Annotated in this window: 15 protein-coding genes; 13 read left to right on the top strand and 2 right to left on the bottom strand. The window is 62.2% G+C overall.

All coding sequences use genetic code 11. From position 1 onward, the window contains the following. Positions 1-7 precede the first annotated feature (7 nt). From bamA to BPHYT_RS12065, 8 genes are all read left to right on the top strand, one after another. Entirely contained in the window at positions 8-2,320 is a 2,313-nt protein-coding gene (gene bamA, locus BPHYT_RS12100) for an outer membrane protein assembly factor BamA (RefSeq protein WP_012433440.1), read from the top strand. A 61-nt stretch (positions 2,321-2,381) separates the two neighbouring features. Then, positions 2,382-2,903: an OmpH family outer membrane protein gene (locus BPHYT_RS12095; RefSeq protein WP_181916899.1), complete on the top strand. Its 522-nt coding sequence runs from the start codon at positions 2,382-2,384 to the stop codon at positions 2,901-2,903. A gap of 87 nt (positions 2,904-2,990) precedes the next feature. Continuing rightward, entirely contained in the window at positions 2,991-4,103 is a 1,113-nt protein-coding gene (lpxD, locus tag BPHYT_RS12090) for a UDP-3-O-(3-hydroxymyristoyl)glucosamine N-acyltransferase (RefSeq protein WP_012433438.1), read from the top strand. Positions 4,104-4,312: 209 nt separating this feature from the next. Continuing rightward, positions 4,313-4,777, top strand: coding sequence for a 3-hydroxyacyl-ACP dehydratase FabZ (fabZ, locus tag BPHYT_RS12085; protein WP_012433437.1), 465 nt, complete (start codon positions 4,313-4,315; stop codon positions 4,775-4,777). A gap of 128 nt (positions 4,778-4,905) precedes the next feature. Then, on the top strand, positions 4,906-5,694 hold the full coding sequence (gene lpxA, locus BPHYT_RS12080; RefSeq protein WP_012433436.1) for an acyl-ACP--UDP-N-acetylglucosamine O-acyltransferase: 789 nt from the start codon (positions 4,906-4,908) through the stop codon (positions 5,692-5,694). 3 nt (positions 5,695-5,697) lie between these two features. Continuing rightward, positions 5,698-6,867 (top strand): lipid-A-disaccharide synthase, encoded by a 1,170-nt coding sequence (lpxB, locus tag BPHYT_RS12075; RefSeq protein WP_012433435.1) that lies wholly within the window; start codon positions 5,698-5,700, stop codon positions 6,865-6,867. After that, positions 6,864-7,610 (top strand): ribonuclease HII, encoded by a 747-nt coding sequence (gene rnhB, locus BPHYT_RS12070; protein WP_012433434.1) that lies wholly within the window; start codon positions 6,864-6,866, stop codon positions 7,608-7,610. Before lpxB ends, rnhB begins: the two co-directional genes overlap by 4 nt. Positions 7,611-7,683: 73 nt before the next feature. Then, a complete protein-coding gene (locus BPHYT_RS12065) occupies positions 7,684-8,469 on the top strand; it encodes a TrmH family RNA methyltransferase (protein ID WP_041758468.1) in 786 nt (261 codons plus the stop codon). A gap of 160 nt (positions 8,470-8,629) precedes the next feature. On the opposite strand, the gene ppsR is transcribed toward BPHYT_RS12065, so the two are convergent. Then, positions 8,630-9,445, bottom strand: coding sequence for a posphoenolpyruvate synthetase regulatory kinase/phosphorylase PpsR (gene ppsR / locus BPHYT_RS12060; RefSeq protein WP_012433432.1), 816 nt, complete (start codon positions 9,443-9,445; stop codon positions 8,630-8,632). A gap of 514 nt (positions 9,446-9,959) precedes the next feature. Between ppsR and ppsA the strand changes: the two genes are divergently transcribed. From ppsA to BPHYT_RS12045, 3 genes are all read left to right on the top strand, one after another. Continuing rightward, a complete protein-coding gene (gene ppsA / locus BPHYT_RS12055) occupies positions 9,960-12,365 on the top strand; it encodes a phosphoenolpyruvate synthase (protein WP_012433431.1) in 2,406 nt (801 codons plus the stop codon). 166 nt (positions 12,366-12,531) lie between these two features. Beyond that, positions 12,532-12,987 (top strand): NfeD family protein, encoded by a 456-nt coding sequence (locus BPHYT_RS12050; protein WP_012433430.1) that lies wholly within the window; start codon positions 12,532-12,534, stop codon positions 12,985-12,987. 61 nt (positions 12,988-13,048) lie between these two features. Next, complete coding sequence (locus BPHYT_RS12045; RefSeq protein WP_012433429.1) at positions 13,049-13,981, top strand: SPFH domain-containing protein; 933 nt, start codon at positions 13,049-13,051, stop codon at positions 13,979-13,981. Between the two features lie 410 nt (positions 13,982-14,391). Here the strand turns inward: BPHYT_RS12045 and smpB are convergent, their stop codons facing one another. Beyond that, on the bottom strand, positions 14,392-14,838 hold the full coding sequence (gene smpB / locus BPHYT_RS12040) for an SsrA-binding protein SmpB (RefSeq protein WP_012433428.1): 447 nt from the start codon (positions 14,836-14,838) through the stop codon (positions 14,392-14,394). A 100-nt stretch (positions 14,839-14,938) separates the two neighbouring features. Between smpB and BPHYT_RS12035 the strand changes: the two genes are divergently transcribed. Together BPHYT_RS12035 and BPHYT_RS12030 are read left to right on the top strand one after the other, a co-directional pair. Next, entirely contained in the window at positions 14,939-15,376 is a 438-nt protein-coding gene (locus BPHYT_RS12035) for a type II toxin-antitoxin system RatA family toxin (protein WP_012433427.1), read from the top strand. After that, the gene (locus BPHYT_RS12030; RefSeq protein WP_012433426.1) at positions 15,373-15,705 is read left to right on the top strand and encodes an RnfH family protein; all 333 of its coding nucleotides are present in this window, start codon (positions 15,373-15,375) and stop codon (positions 15,703-15,705) included. Before BPHYT_RS12035 ends, BPHYT_RS12030 begins: the two co-directional genes overlap by 4 nt. Positions 15,706-15,739: the final 34 nt, after the last annotated feature.

Raw genomic sequence — 15,739 nt, 5'->3', positions numbered from 1 at the left:
AAGCACGTTGTTTAAACCTCATCGCTTTGTTCCAAAGACGGTTATAGCCGCGGCATTCGCCGCGCATGGGCTGGTTGCTCACGCAACGACGCCCTTCGTGGTGCAAGACATCCGGATCGAGGGATTGCAACGCGTCGAACCTGGTACCGTGTTCGCCTATCTGCCCATCAAGCAAGGCGACACCTTCAGCGACGACAAGGCATCGGAGGCCATTCGCGCCCTGTATGCCACGGGCTTCTTCAACGACGTCAAGATCGCGACCGAAGGCAACGTCGTCATCGTGCAGGTGCTGGAACGTCCGGCCATCGGCACGATCGACTTCGCCGGCATTCATGAGTTCGACAAGGAAAACCTGACCAAGGCGCTGCGCGCCGTGGGTTTGTCGCAAGGCCGTTATTACGACAAGGCGCTGGTCGACAAGGCCGAGCAGGAACTGAAGCGCCAGTACCTGACGCGCGGCTACTACGCCGCTGAAGTCACCACCACGATCACGCCGATCGACCGCAATCGCGTGTCGGTGCTGTTCGCGGTGGCTGAAGGTCCGAGCGCGAAGATCCGCCAGATCAACTTCATCGGCAACAAGGCGTTCAGCACGGGTACGCTGCGCGACGAAATGCAGTTGTCCACGCCGAACTGGTTCTCGTGGTACACGAAGAATGACCTGTACGCGAAAGACAAGCTGACCGGCGACCTCGAGAACGTTCGCTCTTACTACCTGAATCGCGGCTATCTCGAGTTCAACATCGAGTCGACCCAGGTGTCGATCACGCCGGACAAGAAGGACATGTATCTGACGGTCACGCTGCATGAAGGCGAGCCGTACACGATTTCGAATATCAAGCTGGCGGGCAATCTGCTCGACCGCGAGCCGGAGCTGGCCAAGCTCATCAAGATCAAACCGGGCGACCGCTTCTCGGCTGAAAAGCTGCAGGCCACCACCAAGGCTATCGTCGACAAGCTGGGCGAATACGGCTATGCGTTCGCCACGGTCAACGCGCAGCCGCAGATCGATCAGGCCAACCATAAGGTCGACCTGACGCTGCAGGTGGACCCGAGCCGCCGCGTCTACGTGCGCCGCATCAACGTGGTCGGCAATACGCGTACGCGTGACGAAGTGGTACGCCGCGAAATGCGCCAGCTCGAAAGCTCGTGGTTCGATTCGAATCGCCTCGCGCTGTCGAAAGACCGGATCAACCGTCTCGGCTACTTTACTGATGTCGACGTGACCACGGTGCCCGTGGAAGGCACGCCGGACCAGGTCGATGTGGATGTGAAGGTGGCCGAAAAGCCGACCGGCGCGATCACGCTGGGTGCGGGCTTCTCGTCGACGGACAAGGTGGTGCTCTCGGCCGGCGTGTCGCAAGACAACGTGTTCGGCTCCGGCACGAGTCTCTCGGTGAACGTGAATACCGCCAAGACGTACCGTACGTTGACGGTCACGCAGGTCGACCCGTACTTCACGGTCGACGGCATCAAGCGTATTACCGACGTCTACTACCGCACGTACCAGCCGCTGTACTACTCGACGGACTCGAGCTTCAAGATCGTTACGATCGGTGGCGATCTGAAATTCGGTATTCCGTTTTCGGAAGTCGACACGGTGTACTTCGGTGCCGGCCTCGAGCAGAACCAGCTGGATGTCGACGCGAATACGCCGGCGTCCTACCGGCAGTACGTGCAGGATTTCGGCCGCGTGTCGAACAACGTGCCGATCACCGTCGGCTGGTCGCGCGACGCGCGTGACAGCGCGCTGGTGCCGAGCCGCGGCTACTTCGCGCAGGCCAACGCGGAATACGGTACGCCGATCGGCAGTACGCAGTACTACAAGGCCGACATCAACGCGCAGTACTATTACTCGTTTGCGCGCGGTTTCGTGCTCGGTTTCAACTTCCAGGGTGGCTACGGCAAGGGTATGGGCGGCAAGCCGTATCCGATTTTCAAGAACTACTACGCTGGCGGTATCGGTTCGGTGCGTGGCTACGAGCCGAGTTCGCTGGGCCCGCGCGATGCAACGACGAACGACCCGATTGGCGGCTCGAAACTGCTCGTGGGTAACATCGAGTTGACGTTCCCGTTGCCTGGCACCGGTTACGATCGAACGCTGCGTGTGTTCACGTTCCTCGACGCCGGTAACGTCTGGGCGGATGCAAGCAGCGCCGCTACGTCGACCGGCGCGAACGGTCTGCGCTACGGCTACGGTATCGGCCTTGCATGGATTTCCCCTATCGGCCCGTTGAAACTGAGCCTGGGCTTCCCGCTTGTGAAGCACACCGGCGACCAGTACCAGAAATTCCAGTTCCAGATCGGGACGGCATTCTGATCGGGCGGCGGAACGCGCCCGGCGGCCGGTCCGGCCAAACTACAGTATCGAGAGGATGACTTTGTTAACCGGTATGTTTTCGAAACGTGTGGCGTGCGCGCTGGCGCTGGCAATGACCTTGGGTGTCGGGGTCGCGCATGGGCAGGAGGCGAGGATCGCGGCGGTGAATTCCGACCGCATCCTGCGCGAATCCGCTGCCGCGAAGGCCGCGCAGGTCAAGCTCGAGGCCGAGTTCGCCAAGCGTGACAAGGACCTTGCCGACATGGCGCAGAAGCTGAAGTCGATGTCCGATTCGCTCGACAAGAACGGTGCGTCCATGTCGCCCGCCGACCGCGCGCAGAAGCAGCGCGATCTGTCGCAACTGGACACGGACTTCCAGCGCAAGCAACGCGAGTTTCGCGAGGATCTGAATCAGCGCCGCAACGAAGAACTGGCGGCGGTGCTCGACCGCGCCAACAAGGTGATCAAGCAGATTGCCGAGGCGCAGCACTACGATCTGATTGTCCAGGAAGCGGTGTACGTGAGCCCGCGCATCGATATTACCGATCAGGTGCTCAAGGCTTTGGCGGCATCGGGTAACTGAATGCGGGTGCCGGGCCGAATGGTCCGATAGTCAATCAGGCGCGGTGGACTGAGCGCAGTAACCATCGACACAGGAGACAGGATAGGCATGGCATTTACGCTCGAGGACATCGTCCAGCGGTTCGGCGGTGAAGTAGTCGGAGACGGTTCGCAGCGCGTCGGCAGTCTCGCGCCGCTCGACCAGGCAGGCCCGGACCAGCTGGCGTTCCTCGCCAATCCGAAGTACCTGGCGCAGGTCGAAACGACCCGTGCGGGCGCGGTGTTGATTAACGCCGACGACCTCGCCAAGCTCGCTTCCCGCGAAAATCGTAACTTCATCGTCACGCCCAATCCGTACGCTTACTTCGCGCGCGTCGCGCAAACCTTCATCGACCTCGCTGCGCCCAAGGCGGCGCCCGGCGTGCATCCGAGCGCAACTATCGACCCGTCGGCGCAGATCGCCGCGAGCGCGGTGATCGGCCCGCACGTCACCGTGGAAGCGGGCGCGGTGATCGGCGACAACGTGCGGCTCGACGCCAATGTCGTGATCGGCCGTGGCACGCGCATCGGCGCGGGGTCGCATCTCTATCCCAATGTCGCGGTGTATCACGGTTGCAAGCTTGCCGAGCGCGTCATCGTGCACGCGGGCGCGGTGATCGGCTCGGACGGTTTCGGCTTCGCGCCGGATTTCGTCGGCGAAGGTGAGGCGCGTACCGGTAGCTGGGTGAAGATTCCGCAGGTCGGCGGTGTGTCGATCGCGGCAGACGTCGAAATCGGCGCGAACACCACCATCGACCGTGGCGCCATGGCGGACACGATCATCGAAGAGTGCGTGAAGATCGACAACCTCGTGCAGATCGGCCACAACTGCAAAGTCGGCGCTTATACGGTGATTGCCGGCTGCGCGGGCATTGCGGGCAGCACGACCATTGGCCGCCATTGCATGATCGGCGGCGCGGTCGGGATCGCCGGACACGTCACGCTGGCCGACTATGTGATCGTCACCGCCAAGTCGGGCGTCTCGAAGTCGCTGCTCAAGCCTGGTATGTACACCAGTGCCTTCCCGGCCGTGAACCATGCAGACTGGAACAAGAGCGCGGCGTTGCTGCGCAATATCGACAAACTCCGCGATCGTATCAAGACGCTTGAAAACGCCGCGGCTGAGAAGCGGGACGGCCCGGCGCCCAACGCAGCAAGCAAGGCCACAGGCGACAAAGTCTGAAACATCGAGGCAACTGGCTAAGCATTTCGCCGGGCAACCCCGCCGGCACCGCGTAAAATGGCGGGCAAGCATCAGGAAGCAAAGTCGGTTGCCGTGACCGGGTGGCGCGGCCGCCGGGTCACGGCGAGCGCCGGCAGCACGCTTTACCAATCCACCTGCACCAGCATCCGCAGTCATCACCGCGCAGTCAATGCGTGAGCAGAAACACCATGAGCACCGAAAAAATCAATCTCGACATTCATAAGATTCTCACGCTGCTGCCACATCGTTACCCGATCCTGCTGGTCGACCGGGTGCTCGAACTCGAGCCGCACAAGTGCATCAAAGCGTTGAAGAACGTGTCGATCAACGAACCGTATTTCCAGGGTCACTTCCCGACGCGTCCGGTGATGCCGGGCGTGCTGATTCTCGAAGCACTCGCGCAAACGGCGGCCCTGCTGACGTTTTCGGAAGAGCCGAGCGATCCGTCGAACACGCTGTATCTGTTCGTCGGCATCGACAACGCGCGCTTCAAGCGCGTGGTGGAACCGGGCGATCAGCTGATCCTGAACTGCACGTTCGAACGTCATATGCGCGGCATCTGGAAGTTCAAGGCGCGCGCCGAAGTGGATGGCGTGGTAGCGGCGGAAGCCGACCTGATGTGCGCGGTGCGGCACACGGACAAGGACGCTTAAACGCGCTTAGGCGCACTTGAGCGCGCGGCGCTTAAGCCAGCGTCCGGGCGGCCGGCGGCGTCATGCGCGCGCCGGCCTTCCGCCAGATGCCTATCCAGACAACGCAACAGAATCAGAAGCGAGGACGCATGAGCAGGATTCATCCCACTGCGATCGTCGAACCGGGCGCACAACTCGACGAGTCCGTCGAAGTCGGACCGTATGCCGTGATCGGCGCACATGTGACGATCGGCGCGCGGACCACGGTCGGGTCGCACAGCGTGATCGAAGGTCACACCACGCTCGGCGAAGACAACCGGATCGGCCACTACGCATCGGTCGGCGGCCGTCCGCAGGACATGAAGTACAAGGACGAGCCGACCCGGCTCGTGATCGGCAACCGCAACACGATCCGCGAATTCACGACGATCCACACCGGCACGATGCAGGACGCCGGCGTCACCACGCTCGGCGACGACAACTGGATCATGGCGTACGTGCACATCGGGCACGATTGCCACGTCGGCAGCAACGTCATTCTGTCGAGCAACGCGCAGATGGCCGGTCACGTGACCATCGGCGACCACGCGATCGTCGGGGGCATGTCGGGCGTGCATCAGTTCGTGCGCATCGGCGCGCATTCCATGCTGGGCGGCGCTTCGGCGCTGGTGCAGGACATTCCGCCGTTCGTGATCGCCGCCGGCAACAAGGCCGAGCCGCACGGCATCAATGTGGAAGGTTTGCGCCGCCGCGGTTTCTCGCCGGACGCGATTTCAGCGCTGCGCGCGGCGTATCGCGTGCTGTACAAGAACGGCCTCTCGCTTGAAGAAGCGAAGGTGCAGTTGCGCGAACTCGCGACCGCGGGCGGCGATGGCGATGCGCCGGTGCAGACGCTGCTCGCGTTCGTCGAAGCGTCGCAACGCGGCATCATCCGCTAAGCGATGGCATTGCAACCCAGTCCCTTGCGCGTCGCGATGGTGGCCGGCGAGCCGTCCGGCGACCTGCTGGCGGCCTCGCTGCTCGACGGCCTCACGAGCCGTCTGCCCGCCGGCACCCAGTACTACGGGATCGGCGGCCCACGCATGATCGCGACGGGCTTCGACGCCCACTTTCCGATGGAAAAGCTCTCGGTGCGCGGCTATGTCGAGGCGCTGAAGCATATTCCCGGCATTCTCGGCATTCGCAACGAACTGAAGAGGCAGTTGCTGGCAGAGCCGCCGTCGGTGTTCGTCGGCGTGGACGCGCCCGATTTCAATTTCGGGCTCGAGCATCCGTTGCGCGAGGCCGGGATTCCAACCGTTCACTTCGTGTGCCCGTCCATCTGGGCGTGGCGCGGCGGCCGCATCAAGAAGATCGCCAAGGCGGTCGACCACATGCTGTGCGTGTTCCCGTTCGAAACGGCGCTGCTGGAAAAAGCGGGCGTCGCGGCATCGTATGTGGGCCATCCGCTCGCTGACGAAATTCCGCTCGTGCCGGACACGCTCGGCGCGCGCCGGGCACTCGGTCTCGCACAAGACGGTCCGATCATCGCGGTGCTGCCGGGCAGCCGACGCTCGGAGATCGATCTGATCGGCCCGACGTTCTTCGCCGCGATGGAAATGATGCAGCACCAGGAGCCGAATCTGCGCTTCGTGATGCCGGCGGCCACGCCGGCGCTGCGCGAAATGCTGCGGCCGCTGGTCGATTCGCACCCGGGCCTTGCGCTGACGATTACCGACGGCCAGGCTCAACTCGCCATGACCGCAGCCGACGCGATCCTCGTGAAGAGCGGCACCGTAACGCTCGAAGCCGCGCTGCTGAAAAAGCCCATGGTGATCTCGTACAAGGTGCCCTGGCTGACCGGCCAGATCATGCGCCGCCAGGGCTATCTGCCGTATGTTGGGCTGCCGAATATTCTGGCGGGGCGCTTCGTGGTGCCGGAGATCCTGCAGCACTTCGCCACCCCGCAGGCGTTGGCCGAAGCCACGCTGAAACAGTTGCGCGACGAGACCAACCGGCGCACGCTGACGGAAATCTTCACGGAGATGCATCACGTGCTGAAGCAAAACACCGCGCAGCGTGCGGCGGAAGTCGTGGCGAGCGTCATCGAAAAGCGCAAGGGGCGGCCGTGACCCTGTCACGCGCGCCGCGCCGTAAAACCGTCGCAGGAGCGTCGGCGCAACAGGTCGGCCTGAACTTCGAGACGCCGGATGACATCGTCTGCGGCGTCGACGAAGCAGGGCGTGGCCCGTTGGCCGGCCCAGTCGTGGCCGCGGCGGTGATTTTCGACCCGTCCAAACCGATGATTCGCGGCCTCGACGATTCCAAAGTATTGACCGCGAAAAAGCGCGACGAACTGTACGACAAGATCGTCGACCGCGCGCTCGCTTACTGCATCGCTTCGGCCACCGTCGAAGAAATCGATTCTCTGAATATCCTGCACGCGACCATGCTGGCCATGAAGCGCGCCGTCGAAGGCCTGTCCGTCGTGCCGACGCTCGTCAAGATCGACGGCAATCGCTGCCCGACACTGAGCGTGCGCAGCGAAGCGGTGATCGGCGGCGACGCGCTCGTCAAAAGCATTTCGGCGGCGTCGATTCTCGCCAAAGTCACGCGCGACCGGATGCTGCTCGAATTGCATCAGACGCATCCCGTCTACGGCTTCAACGCGCATGCCGGTTACGGCACGCCGCAGCATCTCAAGGCGCTGCGCGAACATGGACCTTGCGAGCATCATCGGCGTTCGTTCGCGCCGGTGCGTGAGGCGCATCTGCGCCTGAGCACGGGCATGCCGCTGCCGGCCGGTGAAGTGATCGTCGTATCCGAAGTGATGTTCGACGACGACGCCTTCGGCGAACGCGGCAGCGCCGTCTGAGCTTCACACGGGCGCCTCATAAGCGCTGCGTGTGACCCACTTTTTCTTCATCCTCACTGTCTCTTCGCTGCCTGTGAAAGCCATCACCTCGCGGGACAATCCGCTCTACAAGCGCCTGAAGGCATTGGCCGGCTCGACGCATCAACAGCGTAAAAGCGGCCACGCGCTGCTCGAAGGGTTTCATCTGGCGGGCGCCTATCTCGACGTCGCCGGGCAACCGGAAATGTGCATCGTCACCGATGGCGCGCTGCGCCACGACGAAGCGCAGGCGATCGTTGCGCGCATCGAAGATCATCGTGTCGTGACGCTGCCGGATGCGTTGTTCGGGCAGTTGTCGAATGTCGTGCACGGTGTGGGCACTTTGCTGCTGGTTGAAAAGCTCGATACGCCGCTGCCCGACACGGTCGCGCAAACCTGCCTCGTGCTCGACGGCGTACAGGACGCGGGCAACGTCGGCTCGATTCTGCGCAGCGCGGCCGCCGCCGGCATTCAGCAGGTGTTCTGCGCGCCGGGCACGGCGTACGCGTGGTCGTCGAAAGTCCTGCGTTCGGGCATGGGCGCGCACTTCCTGCTGCAGATTCACGAGGACGCGGAAGCGCAGGCGCTGATCGAGCGCCTCGCGGTGCCGATCGTGATCACGGACTCGCACGGCGCCGAGGCGATCTACGATTGCGACCTGAGCGGACCGCTTGCCTGGGTGTTCGGCAATGAAGGCGCGGGTGTGTCGCAGATCTGGCGCGACAAGGTTTCGTTGCGGGTGACGATTCCACAGCCGGGCGGCATGGAGTCGCTGAATGTAGCGGCCGCCGCGGCCGTGTGCGTATTCGAGCAGTGCCGGCAGCAGCGCGGCCGTAGTTGACGCAGGGGACGTGCGTGTTCCGGCGTTTGTCAGCGCTGGAGCGTGTTTCAGGCTGCGGGGCTCAGATCGCGCTTACGCGGTGGCTCGACGACAACATGCAAGTCCCCGCACGTGCCCATGTTCAAGGCACGCCGGGCTCGCGCGACCCATGCGCACAGGCTCAATAGGAAGGCCTATCCAGCTTGATTTCCTGCAGGATCGTCGTCGCGATCTCTTCGATCGACTTGTGCGTCGACGACAACCACTTGATCCCTTCACGCCGCATCATCGCTTCGGCTTCGTTGATCTCATAACGGCAATTCTCCGGCGCGGCGTACTTGCTGCCGGGCCGGCGCTCGTTGCGAATCTCCGAAAGCCGCTGCGGATCGATCGACAAACCGAACATCTTCTGCCGATGCGCCAGCAGCGGCGTGGGCAATTTGCCGCGTTCGAAATCTTCCGGAATCAGCGGATAGTTGGCCGCTTTCACCCCGTACTGCATAGCCAGGTAGAGGCTCGTCGGCGTCTTGCCGCTGCGCGACACGCCGACCAGAATCACGTCGGCGTCGGCCAGGTTGCGGTTCGATTGGCCGTCGTCGTGAGCGAGCGAGAAGTTGATCGCCTCAATCCGGTTCTTGTATTCCTCGGTGTCGGCGTTCTGGTGGCCGCGGCCCATCGCGTGGCTCGACTTCAGTTCCAGTTCCTGTTCGAGCGGCTCGACAAAGGTCTGAAACATGTCCAGCACGAGCGCATTCGAGCCTTTGACGATCTGATTCGACGCGCTGTCCACGAGCGTGGTGAAGACGATCGGACGGCGGCCGTCCTGCACGATCGCTTCGTTGATCTTTTCGAGCGTGGCGTAGGCCTTCTCGGTCGAGTCGACGAAGGGCACGCGAACCAGGCGGAACTTCTGGTCGAACTGGGAGAGGATCGAATGCGCGAAAGTTTCGGCAGTGATCCCGGTACCGTCGGAGACGATGAATACGGTGGGCGGCATCAGTGGGGGCTGGGGAACGTGAGCGAAAAAAAGCGCTCGAATGAAACATCGCTGTTTGGACGACGCTGCCCGGTGGCTGACCGGAAACTGCAGCGGCGTCCGACCAGCGCGCCGTGGGCACCGCAACTGCGCCCGGATGGCGGCGGGGCTTCGCAAAAGCCCGCTGGCCGGTCCGGGGCGCGGTTCGAGGCGCAATTCTCGTCCGACTGTCACATTTTCAAAGTCGGCACGGTAGAATAGCGGCAACCTGTTGGATAAGCAATTGCAGGCGATTGGCGTCTAACTCACCGCGAACGGTCGTTCAACGCCTCGCTTTTGGCCGGTATTTTAGTCGTCAAGTTGCCGGGAACGTGGTGGATCGATCGGTAAGTCCGTCCATTGGCCTTCTTCCTCGCGCTTCGAGCGATTGCTTCTCCAACAGGTTGTGCAAGACGCGAGGTTACGCTCCCAATGGGCGTCTCGTGTTCGAGCCCACTTGCACAGCCGTGAATTTCTTTCACACTTAGGGGCTTGTATGACTAACGCAGTTACCGTCGCAAAGGATAAGGCGTATGTAGTTCCGTTTGAGCAGTTGCGGATGACCGACGTGGAAATCGTCGGTGGCAAGAACGCGTCGCTTGGCGAGATGATCAGTCAGCTCGCCGAGGCCGGCGTGCGCGTGCCGACCGGTTTCGCCACCACGGCGCTGGCTTTCCGCGACTTCCTGCATCACAACAACCTGACCGAACGCATTGCCAAACGTCTCGAGACGCTCGACGTCGACGACGTGAAGTCGCTTGCCGAAGCGGGCAAGGAAATCCGCCAATGGATCGTCGACGCGCCGTTCCAGCCACAACTCGAGGCGGATATCCGCGCGGGCTTCGACACCCTGCAAAACAGCTCGCCTGAAGAGCTGTCGTTCGCCGTGCGTTCGTCGGCCACGGCGGAAGACTTGCCGGACGCATCGTTCGCGGGTCAGCAGGAAAGCTACCTCAACGTGGTCGGTGTGGAAGACGTGCTCGATCGCATGAAGCACGTGTTCGCTTCGCTATACAACGACCGCGCTATCTCCTATCGCGTCCACAAGGGCTTCACGCACGCTGAAGTCGCGTTGTCGGCGGGTGTGCAGCGCATGGTGCGCTCGGACGTCGGCGCGGCCGGCGTGATGTTCACGCTGGACACGGAATCGGGCTTCAAGGACGCTGTCTTCATCACGTCGAGCTATGGTCTGGGCGAAACCGTGGTGCAAGGCGCGGTGAATCCGGACGAGTTCTACGTCTACAAGACCACGCTCGCGCAAGGCAAGTACCCGATCATCCGCCGCTCGATCGGCTCGAAGCTGATCAAGATGGAATTCACCAAGGCGGGCGAAGAAGGCCGCGTGAAGACCGTCGACGTGGCGCACGAGCAGCGCAACCGCTTCTCGATCACGGACGAAGACGTGATCGAACTGGCCAAATACGCCGTCATCATCGAAAAGCACTACGAGCGTCCGATGGACATCGAGTGGGGCAAGGACGGCCGCGACGGCAAGATCTTCATTCTGCAGGCGCGTCCGGAAACGGTGAAGAGCCAGGCGGCGGGCAAGGCCGAACAGCGTTTCAAGCTGAAGGGTCAGTCGAACGTGCTGGCCACCGGCCGCGCAATCGGTCAGAAGATCGGTGCGGGTCCGGTGCGCGTGATTCACGATCCGTCGGAAATGGACCGTGTGCAGCCGGGCGACGTGCTGGTCGCCGACATGACCGACCCGAACTGGGAACCGGTCATGAAGCGCGCGTCGGCAATCGTCACGAATCGTGGCGGCCGGACCTGTCACGCGGCGATTATTGCGCGTGAGCTGGGCGTGCCGGCGGTGGTCGGCTGCGGCGACGCGACCGACGTGCTGAAGGAAGGCGCGCTGGTCACGGTATCGTGCGCGGAAGGCGACGAAGGCAGGATCTACGACGGTCTGCTCGAAACCGAAGTTACCGAAGTGCAGCGCGGCGAACTGCCGCCGATTCCGGTGAAGATCATGATGAACGTGGGCAACCCGCAACTGGCCTTCGACTTCTCGCAACTGCCGAATGCAGGCGTGGGTCTCGCGCGGCTCGAGTTCATCATCAACAACAACATCGGCGTTCACCCGAAGGCGATTCTCGAGTACCCGAACATCGATCAGGACCTGAAGAAGGCCGTGGAAAGCGTCGCTCGCGGGCACGCCTCGCCGCGCGCGTTCTACGTCGACAAGCTGACCGAAGGGATCGCCACGATCGCGGCGGCGTTCTATCCGAAGCCCGTGATCGTGCGTCTGTCGGATTTCAAGTCGAACGAGTACAAGAAGCTGATCGGCGGTTCGCGCTACGAGCCGGACGAAGAAAACCCGATGCTGGGTTTCCGCGGCGCGTCGCGCTACATCGCGGACGATTTCGCCGAAGCGTTCCAGATGGAATGCATCGCGTTGAAGAAGGTGCGCGAAGAGATGGGCCTCGACAACGTTGAGATCATGGTGCCGTTCGTGCGTACGCTGAAGCAGGCGGAACGCGTGGTCGGGCTGCTGGCCAAGTACGGCCTGAAGCGCGGCGAGAATGGCCTGCGCCTGATCATGATGTGCGAAGTGCCGTCGAACGCGATTCTCGCTGAGGAATTCCTGCAATTCTTCGACGGTTTCTCGATCGGCTCGAACGACCTGACGCAGCTCACGCTCGGCCTCGACCGCGACTCCGGTATGGAACTGCTGGCGGTGGATTTCGACGAACGCGATCCGGCAATCAAGTTCCTGTTGAAGCGCGCGATCGACACGTGTCTGCGACTGGACAAGTACGTCGGTATCTGCGGCCAGGGCCCGTCGGATCATCCGGATTTCGCGCAATGGCTGACCGATGAAGGCATCAAGTCGATCTCGCTGAACCCTGACACGATCGTCGAGACGTGGCAGCAACTGGCGAAGTCGGCGAAGCAGTAACACGAACGGCGTGCCGTTTTCTAAACGGCATGCATAACGTGCGATGCGGTAGGTCAAGCGCGCGTTGAATGCACGTGAAACCTTGCCGTGTCGCCCGTTAAACGCCCTTGCTTCGTGCTATAAACACCCCGGTAGATCCGGGGTGTTTTGCTTTGTGGAGGTCGACGTGGCGCCAGGTGGATTGTTCTGGTGGATCGGGGCGGGTTTGCTGGTCGTGCTGGAGTTGCTCAGCGGCACGTTCTATCTGCTGATGATCGCGTTGGGCTGCGTAGCGGCCGCGCTCGCGAATCTCGCGGGCGCCCCAGCCGACGTGCAATTCGCGGTCGCGGCCGTGGTGGCGCTGGCGGCGGTGCTGCTGCTCAGGCGTTCGCGGTTCGGCCGCAGAACGCGCAAGGAAGCGTCGCGCAACCCGGACGTCAATCTCGACATCGGTCAAACGCTCGCCGTGCCGGCGTGGCACGAGCGGCGAGCGCGCGCCGATTATCGCGGCGCGGCTTGGGACGTCGAACTGGCCGCGGGCGAGCCGGAAGACGCGCATCTCTACGAAATTACCGAGTTGCGAGGCAGTTGCCTCGTCGTGGTGGCGGCGCGTCGTTCAAACACCCGGGCCACTACGGCCTGAGCATCAACACGGGACACGCGCATCACACACAACTATTCGAACTACGGACCGGAGGGCAGTAATGGATTCGACCATCGTCGGGGCGGTGCTTCTGATCATCGTGATCGTACTGGCGGCGCAGACCATCAAGATCGTGCCGCAGCAGCATGCGTGGGTTCTGGAGCGACTCGGCCGCTATCACCGTACGCTGACACCGGGGTTGAGCTTTGCGTTTCCGTTCGTCGATCGGATCGCCTATAAGCACATCCTCAAGGAAATTCCGCTCGAAGTGCCGAGCCAGGTCTGTATCACGCGCGACAACACGCAGTTGCAGGTGGACGGCGTGCTGTACTTTCAGGTCACCGATCCCATGAAGGCGTCGTACGGGTCGAGCAACTTCGTGTTCGCGATCACGCAGTTGTCGCAAACCACGCTGCGCTCGGTGATCGGCAAGCTCGAACTCGACAAGACCTTTGAGGAGCGCGACTTCATCAACCACAGCATCGTGTCGTCGCTCGATCAAGCCGCGACGAACTGGGGTGTGAAGGTGCTGCGCTACGAGATCAAGGACCTGACGCCGCCCAAGGAAATTCTCCACGCGATGCAGGCGCAGATCACCGCCGAGCGCGAGAAGCGCGCGCTGATCGCCGCTTCGGAAGGGCGCAAGCAGGAGCAGATCAACATCGCGTCCGGCGGTCGTGAGGCGGCGATCCAGAAGTCCGAAGGCGAGCGGCAGGCAGCGATCAATCAGGCGCAAGGTCAGGCGTCGGCGATTCTGGCCGTGGCCGAGGCCAACTCGCAGGCGATCCAGAAGATCGCGGCGGCGATTCAATCGAACGGCGGGATGGAAGCGGTGAACCTCAAGGTGGCCGAACAATACGTGAACGCGTTCGGCAATCTGGCGAAGCAGGGCACCACGCTGATCGTGCCGGGCAATCTCGCGGACATGAGCTCGATGATCGCCTCGGCGCTGACGATTGTGAATAAAGGGAAGGGCGTGAGCGAGGTGCGTTGAACGGGCCGGCTGCGCTCAACGCGCCGGCTGCGCGAAACGGACGGGCCGCGCGTAGCCTACTGACCGTGCCGTTTGCGGTGAGCGTGAGTGCGTTGACCGTATCGAAAGCGCCGAAAAAAGCACGAAAGCACCGAACGAAAGCGTTGGCACGATCAGCACGAGGCGGTCGTCGCGGCAAGGCAGAAAGTGCAGTTCTCCGCAGGCGGATAGCCCGTCACGATGCTTGCCCGCCGCATTTGCCGGCTTGCAAAAAGAAAATGGCCCGCATCGTTCGCGGGCCATTTTCTTTTTGCGCTTGTGAGGCGCGCTTCCTTGCCACATTCGAGCCGATCGCAGCGCATGTGGGCAGACCACAAGCGGCATAACAGCATACCGGCCGCATTCAACGGCCGATCAAACCACGCCGCTCATCAAGTCGGCGAGCGCATCAACCGCGCCTTTTCACGTTCCCAATCGCGTTTCTTTTCGGTTTCGCGCTTGTCGTGCTGCTTCTTACCCTTGGCGAGGCCAATCTCGCATTTGACGCGGCCGCCCTTGTAGTGAAAATTCAGCGGCACGAGCGTGTAGCCGCGCTGCTCGACCTTGCCGATCAGTTTGCTGATCTCCTCGCTGTGCAACAGCAGCTTGCGCGTGCGCACCGGATCGGGATTGATGTGGGTCGAGGCTTCGGGCAACGGGCTGATGTGCGTGCCGATCAGGAACAGTTCGTTATTCTTGATAACGACGTACCCTTCCTTGATCTGGCCGCGCCCGGCGCGCAGCGCCTTGACCTCCCATCCTTCGAGCACGAGCCCTGCTTCATAGCGTTCTTCGACCGAGTAGTCGTAGAAGGCTTTTCTGTTGTCGATGATGCTCATGAATGGAAAGTGCCCAACTCGTTTAAAATCACGATTTTAGCAAAGCGGGGCAAGGAAAGCCCGCTGCGCTCGTCCACCCTTGCCACGCGCTGTTCAATTTATGGCAGATGTCCAGAAAACCGTGTTGATCCGCCATTCGGCGGAACAGATGTTCGACCTCGTCACCGACGTCGCCGATTACCCCAACTTCCTGCCGTGGTGCGGGGGAGTCGAAATCCGCCGCCGGGACGAAACCGGCATGGAGGCGAAGATCGATATCAACTTCAAGGGCATCAAGCAGCACTTCGCCACGCGTAACAGCATGGAGCGGCCCACGCGCATCGATATGGAGTTCGCGGACGGCCCGTTTCGCAAGTTCACGGGCTTCTGGCGTTTTACGCCATTGCGCGCCGATGCCTGCAAGATCGAATTCGCGCTGCACTACGAATTCACCAACATTATTCTTGAGAAGATCATTGGCCCGGTGTTCAACCACATTGCCAATACCTTCGTCGAATCGTTCGTGAAGCGTGCCGATCAGCGCTACGGTAAGGCATGAACGCGCGCCTGTCGATTGAAGTCTGTTATGCGTCGGCCGACGAGCAGGCGCTGATCGCGCTGGAATTGCCCGCAGGCGCCACGTTGCAGCAGGCGCTGGACGCCAGCGGCATCTTGCGGCGGTTCCCGCAAATCGATCTGGGCACGCAGAAAGTGGGCGTGTTCGGCAAACTCAAGCCGCTCGACGCGGTGCTGGCCGACCATGACCGGGTCGAGATTTACCGGCCGCTGCTGGTCGATCCCAAGGCGTCGCGTCAGCGGCGCGTCGAGAAGACCCGCAAAGCGGGTTCGATCGAAGGGCGTCGCTGGCAGAACAAGGATTCGCGCTAGGCGCATTTCGCGTGAGCAGAGAAGGGCGAGAGCG

The sequence above is a fragment of the Paraburkholderia phytofirmans PsJN genome (genome assembly GCF_000020125.1).
Taxonomy (GTDB): domain Bacteria; phylum Pseudomonadota; class Gammaproteobacteria; order Burkholderiales; family Burkholderiaceae; genus Paraburkholderia; species Paraburkholderia phytofirmans.
This window is presented reverse-complemented; position numbering and strand designations above follow the sequence as displayed.